At 72.5% G+C, this 13763-nt stretch carries 13 protein-coding genes; 8 read left to right on the forward strand and 5 right to left on the reverse strand.

All coding sequences use genetic code 11. The features are described from left to right. Positions 1-9: 9 nt before the first annotated feature. The gene (locus ACT2CW_RS16965) at positions 10-576 is read right to left on the reverse strand and encodes a GNAT family N-acetyltransferase (RefSeq protein ID WP_445517150.1); all 567 of its coding nucleotides are present in this window, start codon (positions 574-576) and stop codon (positions 10-12) included. Positions 577-643: 67 nt separating this feature from the next. Here ACT2CW_RS16965 and ACT2CW_RS16970 point away from each other — a divergent pair, with 67 nt between their 5' ends. Both ACT2CW_RS16970 and ACT2CW_RS16975 read left to right on the forward strand, forming a co-directional pair. Then, complete coding sequence (locus ACT2CW_RS16970) at positions 644-1534, forward strand: TIGR01777 family oxidoreductase (RefSeq protein WP_445517151.1); 891 nt, start codon at positions 644-646, stop codon at positions 1532-1534. A gap of 257 nt (positions 1535-1791) precedes the next feature. Further along, positions 1792-3123: an NAD(P)/FAD-dependent oxidoreductase gene (locus ACT2CW_RS16975; RefSeq protein WP_445517152.1), complete on the forward strand. Its 1332-nt coding sequence runs from the start codon at positions 1792-1794 to the stop codon at positions 3121-3123. 317 nt (positions 3124-3440) lie between these two features. On the opposite strand, the gene ACT2CW_RS16980 is transcribed toward ACT2CW_RS16975, so the two are convergent. Continuing rightward, positions 3441-4820 carry an MFS transporter gene (locus ACT2CW_RS16980; protein ID WP_445517153.1) on the reverse strand — a complete coding sequence of 460 codons (1380 nt, stop codon included), beginning with the start codon at positions 4818-4820 and terminating at the stop codon, positions 3441-3443. Positions 4821-4999: 179 nt separating this feature from the next. Here ACT2CW_RS16980 and ACT2CW_RS16985 point away from each other — a divergent pair, with 179 nt between their 5' ends. Then, positions 5000-5761 (forward strand): ArsR/SmtB family transcription factor, encoded by a 762-nt coding sequence (locus ACT2CW_RS16985; RefSeq protein ID WP_445517154.1) that lies wholly within the window; start codon positions 5000-5002, stop codon positions 5759-5761. Between the two features lie 49 nt (positions 5762-5810). On the opposite strand, the gene ACT2CW_RS16990 is transcribed toward ACT2CW_RS16985, so the two are convergent. Beyond that, a complete protein-coding gene (locus ACT2CW_RS16990; RefSeq protein WP_445517155.1) occupies positions 5811-7460 on the reverse strand; it encodes a regulator in 1650 nt (549 codons plus the stop codon). A gap of 205 nt (positions 7461-7665) precedes the next feature. Between ACT2CW_RS16990 and lipB the strand changes: the two genes are divergently transcribed. The 4 genes from lipB (at position 7666) to ACT2CW_RS17010 (ending at position 10761) form a co-directional block, all read left to right on the forward strand. Further along, positions 7666-8490: a lipoyl(octanoyl) transferase LipB gene (gene lipB, locus ACT2CW_RS16995; RefSeq protein ID WP_445517156.1), complete on the forward strand. Its 825-nt coding sequence runs from the start codon at positions 7666-7668 to the stop codon at positions 8488-8490. Between the two features lie 177 nt (positions 8491-8667). Then, positions 8668-9618, forward strand: a complete 951-nt coding sequence (gene lipA, locus ACT2CW_RS17000) for a lipoyl synthase (RefSeq protein WP_086885878.1) — start codon at positions 8668-8670, stop codon at positions 9616-9618. 254 nt (positions 9619-9872) lie between these two features. Then, positions 9873-10070: an SCO2195 family GlnR-regulated protein gene (locus ACT2CW_RS17005; protein WP_020871972.1), complete on the forward strand. Its 198-nt coding sequence runs from the start codon at positions 9873-9875 to the stop codon at positions 10068-10070. Positions 10071-10080: 10 nt separating this feature from the next. Next, entirely contained in the window at positions 10081-10761 is a 681-nt protein-coding gene (locus tag ACT2CW_RS17010; protein ID WP_138911032.1) for a DUF4191 domain-containing protein, read from the forward strand. Positions 10762-10917: 156 nt separating this feature from the next. Here ACT2CW_RS17010 and ACT2CW_RS17015 read toward each other — a convergent pair whose 3' ends face one another. Then, positions 10918-11385 carry an RDD family protein gene (locus ACT2CW_RS17015; RefSeq protein WP_086885879.1) on the reverse strand — a complete coding sequence of 156 codons (468 nt, stop codon included), beginning with the start codon at positions 11383-11385 and terminating at the stop codon, positions 10918-10920. A gap of 256 nt (positions 11386-11641) precedes the next feature. Here ACT2CW_RS17015 and glnA point away from each other — a divergent pair, with 256 nt between their 5' ends. Continuing rightward, on the forward strand, positions 11642-13051 hold the full coding sequence (glnA, locus tag ACT2CW_RS17020; RefSeq protein WP_182468881.1) for a type I glutamate--ammonia ligase: 1410 nt from the start codon (positions 11642-11644) through the stop codon (positions 13049-13051). A 93-nt stretch (positions 13052-13144) separates the two neighbouring features. Here glnA and ACT2CW_RS17025 read toward each other — a convergent pair whose 3' ends face one another. Beyond that, positions 13145-13735 carry an Ig-like domain-containing protein gene (locus ACT2CW_RS17025; protein WP_164432647.1) on the reverse strand — a complete coding sequence of 197 codons (591 nt, stop codon included), beginning with the start codon at positions 13733-13735 and terminating at the stop codon, positions 13145-13147. Positions 13736-13763: the final 28 nt, after the last annotated feature.

Here is a 13763-nt window from a genome sequence, read left to right on the forward strand (position 1 = left end):
GGCAGCGCCTCAGCGGTCCAGCGGGCGCCCCATCATCACATCGTCCACGTACTCCCCCTCCAGCAGGAACTCCCCCGGCAGCACGCCCTCCACCGCGAACCCCTCCGACGCGTACAGCCGCCGTGCGGGGGTGTTGTGGCCCAGCACCCGCAGGGTCATACGGGTCGCGCCCTGCCGCCGCGCCTCCTGGTACGCGGCGCCGAGCAGCGCCCGCGCCACGCCCTGCCCCCGCACCCGCTCGTCCACCGCGAGCCCCTGGATCTGGCGGACATGGGCGTTGCAGGCCAGCGGGGTCGGCGGCACCAGCCGTATGTAGCCGACGGGAGACCCGGCGAGCTCGGCCACGAGGATCTGCTCGACGCGGTTGTGGAGGGTGAAGAAGGGGTCGTACGGCGGCTGCGGCTTCGGCTGTACGGCATGCAGGGGCGACCAGGTACGGCGGTCGAGCTCGGCCAGCGCCGTGTCGTCGTCGAGCACGGCGGGCCGGATGATCAGCTCGGACCGCTGGGGCGGTCGGGACCGCTGGGAGGGGTGGGCCGGTTGGGAGGGTCGGGGCAGGTCGTAGGGCTGGGGCATGCGGATCACTGTGCCACGCCCGCCCGTTGTCCGACATCCCTCCCGTGATCGGGGGCAGGATGGGGCCATGCGTATCGCGGTCACCGGTTCCTCCGGGCTCATCGGCACGGCACTCGTCCACTCGCTGCGCGAGGACGGCCACCAGGTGGTGCGTCTGGTGCGGCGTCCCTCGCGAGCGGAGGACGAGGTGGAGTGGGACCCGCGGCGGCAGTGGGTGGAGACCTCCGGGCTGATGGGCTGTGAAGCCGTGGTCCACCTCGCGGGCGCGGGCGTCGGCGACCGGCGCTGGACCGACGCGTACAAGAAGGAGATCCGGGACAGCCGGGTGCTGGGCACCGCCGCCATCGCCGAGGCGATCGCCTCGCTGGACACCCCGCCGCGGGTGCTGGTGAGCGGGAGCGCGGTGGGGTTCTACGGTGACACCGGGGAGCGCGCGGTCGATGAGAGTGCGCCCCCTGGCCACGGTTTCCTGCCGGATCTCTGCCAGGACTGGGAGGAGGCGGCGACCGCGGCGCAGGAGGCGGGCGTCCGTACGGTCTTCGCCCGGACCGGTCTGGTGGTCTCCGCCGAGGGCGGGGCGTGGGGGAAGCTCTTCCCCCTGTTCAAGCTGGGGCTCGGCGGGCGGATGGGCAGCGGCCGGCAGTACTGGAGCTTTATCGCGCTGCGAGACCATGTCGCCGCGCTGCGCCACATCCTCGACACGCCCGAGCTCACCGGGCCGGTCAACCTCACCGCGCCGACGCCGGTGACCAACCGCGAGATCACGGCCGCCATGGGCCGGGTGCTGGGCCGCCCCACGCTCTTCTCGGTGCCCGCGCCCGCGCTGCGGATCGCCCTGGGCGAGATGTCGGGGGACGTCCTCGGCAGCGTCCGGGCCGTCCCCCGCCGCCTCCTGGACTCCGGCTTCACCTTCGCCTGCCCGCACGTGGAAGAGGCGATCAAGGCGGCGCTCACGTAAGGGAGTTGGGCGCTCCTCGCCCCCTCCCACTCTCCCCCACGCTCTCCCCTCCCCCGGTCGCGGACCGTTCGATGGCGGTGTGCGACTGGTGTGCGACCGGTGTGCGCCCGTGCCCGGTCGATGCGCGTCTGGCATCGACCGTTTTTGTCCGTACTGTCAAGACCGTCTCGCCGAGCCGTCTCGCGGGACCCACGCATCCGGACCGCCGGTCGGGGCAGCAGCCCCCATGACGGACGCACCGACCTCGGGGAGGACACGTGCTCAAGCGCGCGCACCGCACGGACGTCGTCATCGTCGGCGCCGGGCTCGCGGGGCTGGCCGCGGCCCATCGGCTGACCGGCGCGGGAGTCGCGGTCACGGTGCTCGAGGCCGCGCCCCACGTGGGCGGACGGATGACCACCGAGACCGTGGACGGCTTCCGGCTGGACCGCACCGGCCATCTGATGAACACCTCGTTCCCGGAGTTGCGGCGCACTCCGGGACTCGGCGCCCTCGCCCTGCGCCCCTTCGCCCAGGGGGTGCTGGTCCACAGCGAGGGCCGTACGCACCGGGTGGACACCCCCCGGAGCATGAGGGGCGCATTCACCACGGCACGCGCCCTCGCGAACGCCGCCCGCGCGCCGCTCGGCAGCGGGCTCGATCAGGCCCGACTCGGTGCCGCGCTCGGCAGGCTCGCCGCCCTGCCCGCGGACCGCCTGCTCGCCCGCCCCGACCGGCCGGTCTCCGAGACCCTGGGGGGGCGGGGCCTACCTGCTCGTACGGTCGAGGGGGTGCTGCGTCCGCTGCTCGTCTCACTGCTGAGCGACCCGGACCTCACCACTTCCAGCCGCTGCGCCGACCTGGCGCTGCGCGGCTACGCACGCGGCCGCCTCTGCCTCCCGGCGGGCGGCGCGTCCACCGTCCCCGAACTGCTCGCGGCCGCGCTGCCGCCGGGGACGGTCCGTACGGGCGTCCGGGCCGTATCCGCCTCCACCACCGCCGTGGCCACCGCCGAACACGGCGAGTTCGGCTGCCGTGCGGTGCTGGTGGCCACCGGGGCGCACGACGCGGCCGGGCTGCTGCCCGGGCTGCGGGTGCCGGCCTTCCACCCCATCACGGTGGTGCACCACACCGCCGACCAGCCGCCGCTGCGCGAGCCCGCGCTGATACTCGCCGCGGGCGGGCAGGGCCCGGTGGCCCACACGATGGTGGCCAGCGAGGTGGACCCCTCGCGCACCCCGCCCGGCCGGGTGCTGATCACCTCCACGGTGCTGGGCACCTCCGCCGCGCTGCCGACCGCCGAGCTCGACCGGGCCGTCCGGGCCCAACTGGCGGCGGTGTACGGGACGTCGACGGCGACCTGGGACCTGCTGGCCGCCCACCACGACCCATACGCCGTCCCGGCCATGCCCGCCCCCCACGACCCGCGCCGCCCGGTGCGACTGCTGTCCGGCTTGTACGTCTGCGGCGACCACCGCGACTCCAGCACGGTCCAGGGCGCCCTGGCCTCCGGCCGCCGAGCCGCCCGAGCCGTCCTCAGCGACTTCGGCGCCCCACCGGACTCGGGCTCCGACACGGACCCGAGCACATTGCCCGCGGCGGCGGCCTGACGCGAGGCCATGAGCGGAGTCGGCGCGGAGCCCGGGCCGGGCTTACGGGGTGGCCGCCGCGTGGCAGGGGCTTCGCCATATTCCAGCCCCTCCGGCGCTTGAGGAGCAGGGTCCGGGACGGAACCCACCATCCAGCCCCTCCGGCGCTTGAGGAGCAGGGTCCGGGACGGAACCCACCATCCAGCCCCTCCGGCGCTTGAGGAGCAGGGTCCGGGACGGAACCCACCATCCAGCCCCTCCGGCGCTTGAGGAGCGGGGTCTGGGGCGGAGTCCCAGTTTCGGGAAGGGGCGGGTAGGGGAGCAGCCCGCCGCAGGCGTCACGATCCGACGTCGGGCATGGTGCGGGCGGCAGGCCCCGCCAGCCCCGCCAGGATCGCGCCGCATACGAAGCACCCGGCCGCGATCACAGCGGCCAGCCGCATCCCAGCGTAGAAGGCGGAGCTCGCGGACGCCGCCGCGAGCGTTCCGAACAGGGCCACCCCGATGGCACTGCCCATCTGCCGCGCCGCGTTGAACGCGCCCGACGCCGCACCCCGCACCCCATGCGGCGCGGCCTCCATCGCCGCGATCGTCGCCGACGGCATGGTGAACGACGTACCGAACCCGGTCAGCAGCAGCGGCACGACCAGCAGCGCGTACGGCGTGTGCGGTCCAACGGCCGCCCAGCCGAGCAGCCCCACGGCCCCGGTCAGCAGCCCGGCCACGGCCGGGATGTGGGTGCCGACGCGCGCCGCGACCCGCCCGGACAGCGGCGAGGCGACCGCCACCAGCGCGCCCATCGGCAGCAGCGCCAGACCCGTGGCGAGCGGGTCCCAGCCCCGGTGGCGCTGGAAGTAGAGCGTGGTGAGGAAGAGCAGCCCGTAGAAGCCGAGGTTGAGCAGCACCCCCACGGCCAGCGCGGCCGGGAACCGGAAACCGGTCAGCAGGCGGGGCGGCAGCGCGGGCGCCGCCGCGCGCCGCTCCAGCCACAGAAACAGCGCCCCCGCGACCGGCGCCGCCGCCAGCGCGCCGAGCACCAGCGGATCGGTCCAGCCGCGCCCGCCCGCCTCGTTCAGCCCGGCCGTCAGGGCGGCCACCGCGCCGACGCCGGTGAGCTGGGCGACGAGGTCCAGCGACGGACGCTCGCCGCGCGGGCGCGTGGCGGGCACATGGCGGACGGTGAGCCAGATGGCGAGCGCGCCCAGCGGGATGTTGACGAGGAACACGGTCCGCCAGCCCACGCCCCACACCAGCACCCCGCCGAGCACCGGACCGGCCGCGGCGGCCACCCCCGCGATCCCGCCCCACACCCCGAACGCCCGTGCCCGCGCGCCGGGTTCGGGATGCAGCGCCCCGAGCAGCGCGAGCGAGGCGGGCACCATGGTCGCCGCCCCGGCCCCCTGCGCCAGCCGGGCGCCGACCAGAAAGCCGGCGTTCGGCGCGAGCGCGCACGCGGCGGAGGCCACCGTGAACAGCCCGAGCCCGGCGAGGAACACCCGCCGATGGCCCAGCCGGTCCCCCAGCCCACCGCAGAGCAGCAACAGCCCGGCGAAGACAAGCGTGTACCCGTCCACAACCCATTGCAGTGCCCCCTGCCCGGCCCCCAGCCCGGCGCCGATGCGGGGCACGGCCACATTGACGACGGTGACGTCGAGGATGACCAGGAAGTAGCCAAGGCAGATGGCGAGCAGCGGGCCCTTCCGCACGGCACCCGCCACGGGCGGGTCCGAGGATCGCGGAGGCCGGTGTGTGGAGCGGTACGTCCTCATGCCTCCACCCTCACTCCTGATCGCTTCGGTACCGGCCGAATCGTGCTGCGCCCAGGACGCGCTCCCTGCCCCGGCCCGCCCGCCACACTTCGGCCCGCGCCGAAGCGACCCCGCCCTACGCTGGAACCATGGCCACCACCACGGATGCCCGTGACGCCGACATCGCCCGCGCCGCCGCGGCGATCGCCGATCCGTCCCGCGCTCGCGTTCTCCGGGCGCTGCTGGAGGGGCGTGCGCTGCCCGCCAGCGTGCTGGCCGGTGAGGCCGGGGTCAGCGCTTCCACGGTGAGCGGGCATCTGGCCAAGTTGCTGGAGGCCGGGGTGGTGCGGGTCGAGCGGCATGGGCGGCATCGGTACTACCGGCTGGCCGGTCCCGCCGTCGGCGAGGCGCTCGAGGCGCTGGCCAGGATCGCCCCGCCGCTGCCCGTCACCTCGCTGCGGCAGAGCACCCACGCACACGCCCTGCGCCGGGCCCGCACCTGCTACGACCATGTCGCGGGCGCCCTCGGGGTGACCCTGATGGCGGCGCTGCTCGAGCGCGGGGTCCTGGAGGGCGGCGACGGGCGCTTCCACCCCGAGACGGCGGAGGGCGACCGGCTCTCGGCCCCAGGCAAGGACACCACGTACCGGCTGACGGCCCCGGGGCGCGCGGAGCTGGCGGCCTTCGGCGTGGACGCGGACGAACTCGCCGGGCGCCGCCAGCTGATCCGCTACTGCGTGGACTGGACCGAGCAGCGCCACCATCTCGCCGGAGCGCTGGGGGCCGCCCTGACGGACCGGCTCTTCGCGCTGGACTGGATCCGCCGTGGCAACCGCCGCCGCGTGATCAACCTGACCGATGCCGGTCGCACCGGTCTGGAGCGCACCTTCGGCGTCGTACTGGACGCCTGAGCGACGCCCGAGCAGCGGCAGGCCCCGACGCCCGAGCGGCGGCGGCCACCTACCCCAGCGCCGCCACCCGCTCCCGGTAACCCCGTACCGGTGCCGCGTCCCGGTACGGCTCCAGGCGGCGCTCGAAGTCCCGTACGTACTCCGCCGCCCGCACCGACCGCATCTCCGACGCCTGCTGCGCCGCCTCCGCGCCCAGCTGGCACGCCTGCTCCAGCTCGCCGAGGCCCAGCCGCGCCGTCGCCAGCACCACCCGGCAGAACAGCCGGCTGCGCGCGAACCCGGCGCCGTGGAGCTGGAGGGAGCGCTCCGCGTGCTGGGCGGCGGCGCGGTACTGCTGAAGGTCGCGGTGGCAGTGGCCGAATTCGTCCGCCAGCTGCGCCTCGTCGAACAGCCGCGCCCAGTACGGCACCTCGTCCCCCGGCCGGGCCGCCTCCAGCGACCGCTCGGCGCGGGCGAGCGAGGCGGTGCACGCGCGCACCTCGCCCAGCACGCCATGGCCGCGCGCCTCGATCGCGTGCAGCAGCGACTGGAGCACCGGCGGGGCGCCGCCGCCCACCCCCTGCTGGGCCACCCGGGCCAGCTGTACGGCCTCCCGCCCATGGCCGAGGTAGACGGCCTGGCGGCTCATCGTGACCAGTACGTAGCTGCCGTACGTGCGGTCCCCGGCCGCCTGCGCCAGCCGCAGCGCCTGGACGAAGTAGCGCTGCGCCAGACCGTGGGCGGCGATGTCGAACGAGGTCCATCCGGCCAGCCGGGTCAGATCGGCGATCGCGCCGAACAGCCGCCGCCCGGTCGCCTCGTTGTACGAGCCGCGCAGCATCGGCTCGCCCTCGTGCTCGAGATAGCGCACCAGGGCCTGCCGGGCGTGGCCGCCGCCGTACGTCTGGTCCAGCGCCGCGAACAGCTCCCCGACCGAGCGCAGGGCCGCGATGTCGCCGGAGGTCACCCGGTAGCCCGGGCCGCGCCGGTCGCGGTCGTGGCGCCGCTGGCGGGGCAGCGGCGCCCGGCCGTGCGGGCCATGGGCACCGTGAGCGCCATGGGCACCCTGCGGGCCATGGGTGCCATGGGCCCCCTGACCCACCGCGCGCCCCGCCGCCGCCCCCGCGGGGCCGCCCACCGGGCCGCCCGCCCGGCCGCCCTGCGCGGGCAGCCGCCCGGCCCCGGCCGCCCCGGCGGCACCGGCCCCCGGCCCGCTCCCGGCTCCCACCGCCGCCCCCGCCGGAGCGGCCCCCGCCGGTGGCTCACCGCGCGCCACCCGGTCGTCGGGCCGTCCGATCAGCCAGTCGCGGCTGGGGACGACGAGACCCGCCGGGGTGAACGCGATCTTCCGCAGCTCCGCATGGCTCCCGGAGTCCTTGCGCCACAGCCCGCTGACGATGTCCACCGCCTCCTGCGGGGTGGCGGCGAACTCCAGCCCCGCGTAGACGGGCGCACACGCGTCCAGGCCCAGGTCCTGGGCGGTCAGCCGGCGTCCCAGCCGCCGGGTGAACACCTCGGCGATCAGCGCCGGGGTGGTGCCGCGCGGCTGCTGTCCGCGCAGCCACCGCGTCACCGATGTCTTGTCGTACCGCAGGTCCAGGCCGTGCTCCAGTCCGAGCTGGTCCACCCGCCGGGCGAGCCCGGCGTTGGAGAAGCCCGCCTCGGCGATGAGCGCGGCGAGCTGACGATTGGGAATGCGCTGCGGGGGTCGTTCCGTCATCAGCCTGCCGGTCTCCCTGATCGCTCTGTGGAACGGCGCGAATGTAACCGCCGCTCGAGGGCTGATCGCGGCCGTCCGGCGGCATTCATCCGATCGTGTGAGAACGAGCCGGGTGCGGACGTAAGGGGACACGGTCGTACAGTGGCGGAGGCGCCGCCGCGAGGCTCCGCCACCCCATCCGACGCGGGTCGAGAAGGAGCTTGCCGTGACCGCCGTGACCACGTCTTCCCCGGGGTCGGCCCCCGGTTCACCGGCACTGGCCTACGTCCACCTGGGCTTCGGCGCGGACGCCGTGGACTACGAGGAGGCGTGGCAGGAGCAGCGCCGGGTGCACGCCGCCCGCTTCGCGGACGAGATCCCCGACACCTGTCTGCTGCTTGAGCACCCCCCGGTCTACACGGCGGGGCGGCGCACGGCGGACAGCGAGCGCCCCCTGGACGGCACCCCGGTGGTGGACGTGGACCGCGGCGGCAAGATCACCTGGCATGGCCCGGGCCAGCTGGTCGGCTACCCGATCCTCAAGCTGCCGCGCCCGGTGGACGTCATCGCGCATGTCCGCCGCCTGGAGGAGGCGCTGCTGCGCACCTGTGCGGAGTTCGGTCTGGAGACCACCCGGATCGAGGGCCGCAGCGGGGTGTGGGTGCTGGGCGACCCGGTGGACCAGCGCCCCGCACTCGGCGGGCTGAAGCTGGACTTCGACCCGCGGCTGGAGGACGAGGAGTTCGACGCACGGCTGAACGGGCCGGAGTACGCCCCGTCCAACGCCGGGCAGCGCCGCGAGGACCGCAAGCTGGCCGCCATCGGGGTGCGGATCGCCAAGGGCGTGACGATGCACGGCTTCTCGCTCAACTGCAATCCGGACAACACCTGGTTCGACCGGATCGTGCCGTGCGGCATCCGGGACGCCGGTGTGACCTCGCTCTCGGAGGAGCTGGGCCGGGATGTGCCGATCGCCGAGGTGCTGCCGGTGGTCGAGCGGCATCTGCGGGAGGTCCTGGAGGCGTCCGTCCCGCTGCCGCGCGCGGTCTGACCCCCCGGGCCCGCTCCACCCCGTGCGGGAATGCGTCCTCGCGGCGTTCGGTTGCCCTTGACGTAAATCCGTACGAACCACGGGCGTACCCTGGTGACCGCCGACGATTCCAAAGCCCGCCGGCAAACTCGCCACGCCGAGCCGCCAAGCAGAGTCAAGCAAAGAGGAGTGCCGGACGTGTCCGCAGTCGCACCCGACGGACGCAAGATGCTGCGCCTGGAGGTCCGGAACAGCCAGACCCCCATCGAGCGCAAGCCCGAGTGGATCAAGACCCGGGCGAAGATGGGCCCCGAGTACACCGAGCTGCACGGCCTGGTGAAGCGGGAGGGCCTGCACACCGTGTGCCAGGAGGCGGGCTGTCCGAACATCTATGAGTGCTGGGAGGACCGCGAGGCGACCTTCCTCATCGGCGGCGACCAGTGCACCCGGCGCTGCGACTTCTGCCAGATCGACACCGGCAAGCCGCAGGCGCTGGACCGCGACGAGCCGCGCCGAGTGGCCGAATCCGTACGCACCATGGAGCTGAAGTACGCGACCATCACCGGCGTCGCCCGTGACGACCTGGAGGACGGCGGCGCCTGGCTCTACGCGGAGACCGTGCGCCAGATCCACTCCCTGATGCCGGACACCGGTGTGGAGCTGCTGATCCCGGACTTCAACGCGGTCCCCGAGCAGCTCGCCGAGGTCTTCTCGGCCCGTCCCGAGGTGCTCGCGCACAACGTCGAGACGGTGCCGCGGATCTTCAAGCGCATCCGCCCCGGCTTCCGTTACGAGCGCTCGCTCGAGGTGATCACCAAGGCGCGCGAGGCGGGTCTGGTCACCAAGTCCAACCTGATCCTGGGCATGGGCGAGGAGCGCGAGGAGATCAGCCAGGCGCTCCAGGACCTCCATGACGCGGGCTGCGAGCTGATCACCATCACCCAGTACCTGCGGCCGTCCCCCCGGCACCACCCCGTCGAGCGCTGGGTCAAGCCCCAGGAGTTCGTGGAGCTCAAGGAGGAGGCGGACGAGATCGGTTACGCCGGTGTCATGTCCGGCCCGCTGGTCCGCTCCTCGTACCGCGCCGGCCGTCTCTACCAGCAGGCCATCGAGCGGCGCAATGTCGCGGTGGCTTCTCCGGCCGTCTGACTCTCCGTCGTCGCTCCGCCGTCACGTTCCGTCGGCGGTCGACCGTGTGAGCAACACGCTGTGTGATTGCGAGCACACACAGATTCGAGGGCTTTGAGAACGCCGCAGGTCAAGGACGGAATACGGGCCGCAGCAGGGCTTCATCGGTGTTTGACCGGCCAGTCACGCACTGGTAACACCATTGGGTAACGATTGAGCCACGCACTGCTTATACGTTGTGCGTAGTGATCATCCGCCGCTTCCGAGGGGTACCCATGCCGGCTGCGCCCGTACGCCCGTCCGTCACCGACGCACTCCTCGTCCTGGAAGGTCTGCTGCTCCGCGGCGGGCAGCGCACCGCCCGCCGCAACGCCTGGACGGCCGTCCTCGAGGACCGGCGCCGGGCCAAGGACCGGGACGAGGCGGAACACGTGCTGGAGGCCGTGTCCACCGGGGCTTCCCAGGCCACGTAAACTTCGCTGTATGGCGAGGAAGGAAACATCCGAGAACCCCGGGCGGCTGAAGCAGATCGCCCTGACCTACAAGATGACCAAACGGGTCGACCCGAAGGTCACACTTGTCGTCGCCGGCGTGGGGATTGTCACCTTCGGTGTCCTTCTCGCGATCGGCTTCTGGATCGGCCACCCGATCTTCCTGGGCATCCTGGGCTTCGTCCTGGCCTTCCTCGCGATGGCGATCATTTTCGGCCGCCGTGCCGAGCGGGCCGCCTTCGGACAGATGGAGGGCCAGCCGGGCGCGGCGGCGGCGGTGCTGGAGAACGTGGGCCGCGGCTGGTCGGTGACCCCCGCGGTGGCGATGAACCGCAACCAGGACGTCATCCACCGCGCGGTGGGCAAGGCGGGCGTCGTGCTGGTCGCCGAGGGCAACCCGAACCGGCTCAAGGGCATGCTGGCCGCCGAGAAGAAGAAGATGGCGCGCATCGTCTCGGACGTCCCGGTCCACGATGTGATCGTCGGCTCCGGCGAGGGCCAGGTCGAGATCAAGAAGCTCCGCACCACGCTGCTGAAGCTTCCCCGGGTGCTGCCGGGCGCACAGGTCACGGTGGTGAACGACCGGCTGCGCGCGCTGGGCGACCTGATGAGCAACATGCCGATTCCGAAGGGCCCGATGCCCAAGGGGATGCGGATGCCGAAGGGGCGCTGAGCGCCTCCCTCACCGAAACGAATACGTAACGGCGGCCCGGACGGAGAGTCCGGGCCGCCGTTACGTGTGTAACGCGGTTGTACGCAATCCGCGGGCGGTCCAGGGGGCTCAGCCCTGATCCATACGGCGGGTTCAGCCCTGATCCGTACGGCGGGTTCAGACCCTGATCTGCACCGCGCGGGAGAGCCGGTCGTGCAGCCCCCGGGTGTCGCGGTCCCAGACCACCGCCGGGATGACCACCACCAGCAGCACACTGCGCAGTACGGCCCGCGGCAGGCTCAGCCGCACCCCGCCCTCGCCGACGACCCGCAGCCTCAGCAGCAGCTTGCCGGGGGTGGCGCCGACGGTGCCCACGGTGACCAGGCTCAGCACCAGGAAGACCAGCAGCGCCCAGTTCCCCGCGACCTGGGCGTTGCGGCCGGACAGCAGCGCGTAGGAGACGAGCAGGCACAGGCCCCAGTCGATGAAGAGCGCCCCGAAACGGCGTCCCAGCGGCGCGATGGAGCCCGGTCCGCTCTCGGGAAGACCGAGGCCCTGGCCCCGGTAGCCGAAGTCGACGCCCATCTCCTCGGCCGCCGCGCGGGGCCCGGAAAGCCACGATCCGATTGCTTGCCTCTTGTCCACCCGTCTACGTTACTGCGACCGCATACGTTCCCCCGGCCGGACCCCTTCCGAGTGGTTTCCGCGACCCCTCTACGGCGCCTTTTCCGAGGCCACAAGGGGCCCGCAGGGGCCCTCGAGCCGGTTAACCTGGGTGAAACAAATGGGTCATGCCCGGGAAATCCCGTCTGCCTATGGTCGGCGAGAGCGCGCCACCGCACATGGAATCGCGCCACCGGACATATCCCCGTCCCACCGCGGCCGGGCTAGGAGGAGTTGGATGTTCCAGAACGCCGACGACGCTCGGAAGTTCATTTCGGACGAGGACGTGAAGTTCGTCGACGTCCGTTTCTGTGACCTTCCCGGCGTCATGCAGCACTTCACCGTACCGGCGGAGGCGTTCGACCCGCACGAGGAGCTGGCCTTCGACGGCTCGTCGATCCGCGGCTTCCAGGCGATCCACGAGTCGGACATGGCCCTGCGTGCCGACCTCTCCACGGCGCGTGTCGACCCGTTCCGCCGGGACAAGACCCTCAACATCAACTTCTTCATCCACGACCCGATCACGGGCGAGCAGTACAGCCGCGACCCGCGGAACATCGCCAAGAAGGCCGAGGCGTACCTCGCCTCCACCGGCATCGCGGACACCGCGTACTTCGGCCCGGAGGCGGAGTTCTACGTCTTCGACAGCGTGCGCTTCGACACCAAGGCGAACGAGTCCTTCTACCACATCGACTCCGAGGCCGGCGCCTGGAACACCGGTGCGCTCCAGGACAACCGTGGCTACAAGGTCCGCTACAAGGGCGGCTACTTCCCGACCCCGCCGGTCGACCACTTCGCCGACCTGCGCGCCGAGATCACCCTCGAGCTGAACAAGGCCGGTCTCCAGGTCGAGCGCCAGCACCACGAGGTGGGCACCGCCGGCCAGGCCGAGATCAACTACAAGTTCAACACGCTGCTGGCCGCGGCCGACGACCTGATGCTGTTCAAGTACATCGTCAAGAACGTGGCGTGGAAGAACGGCAAGACCGCGACCTTCATGCCGAAGCCGATCTTCGGTGACAACGGCTCGGGCATGCACGTCCACCAGTCGCTGTGGCAGGGCGGCTCCCCGCTCTTCTACGACGAGCAGGGCTACGCGGGCCTGTCGGACACCGCCCGCTACTACATCGGCGGCATCCTCAAGCACGCCCCGTCGCTGCTGGCCTTCACCAACCCGACGGTGAACTCCTACCACCGTCTGGTCCCGGGCTTCGAGGCGCCGGTCAACCTGGTGTACTCGCAGCGCAACCGCTCCGCCGCGATGCGTATCCCGATCACCGGCTCCAACCCGAAGGCCAAGCGCGTCGAGTTCCGCGCCCCGGACTCCTCCGGCAACCCGTACCTGGCCTTCTCCGCCCTGCTCCTCGCGGGTCTGGACGGCATCAAGAACAAGATCGAGCCGGCCGAGCCGATCGACAAGGACCTCTACGAGCTCGCCCCCGAGGAGCACGCGGGCGTCCCGCAGGTCCCGACCTCCCTCCCGGCCGTCCTCGACTCGCTCGAGTCCGACCACGAGTTCCTCCTCCAGGGCGGTGTCTTCACCTCCGACCTGATCGAGACCTGGATCGACTACAAGCGCACCAACGAGATCGCCCCGCTCCAGCTGCGTCCGCACCCGCACGAGTTCGAGCTCTACTTCGACGTGTGAGCCGTGCGCGCTCTGTGAGCCGTTCCGGCTCCGTCCGAGCCCCCGCCACCGCCCCGATGGGCGGGGGCGGGGGCTCGGTGGTGTGCGGGAGGGTCATGCGGCCGGGTTGACGGTCTGGGTGTCGGTGCCGGAGGACGGCAGGAAACTGGTGTCGCCGTTGTAGAGGGCGATCACGGGGACGGTGCCGACGCCCAGGGTGTTGAGGGACAGCGTCGCGGTGCCCCCCGACAGCGGCTGGACGAAGGCGCCGCCACCGAGGCCGCCGACGATGAAGGTGACCGTCCCCGTAGGGACGCCCGCGCCGGGTGCGATCGGGGTGACGTTGGCGGTGAACGTCACCGACTGCCCTTGTGTGGACGGATCCGGCGACGAGGACACCGATGTGGTGGTGGCCGACTGGACGACGAGGATGACGTTGGCGCCGGTGGACGGGGAGAAGTTGGCATCCCCGTTGTAGTTGCCGAGGACGGCGTGGGCGCCGACGCTCAGGTTGGGGACGGTGACCGAGGTCGTCCCGCCCGACAGGGTCCCGGTCAGGGTGGGGCCACCGGTGACGACGAAGGTGACGGTGCCGGTGGGGGTTCCGGTGCCGAGCGGGATCACGGTGGCGGTGAGCGTGACCGACTGTCCGAAGGTGGCGGGGTTGGGTGAGACCGTGACCAGGGTGATCGTGGGTGTAGCCATGGGGTGGCCCTCCAAGTGGTGTGGGGTG

It is taken from the genome of Streptomyces sp. NEAU-174 (assembly GCF_052665095.1).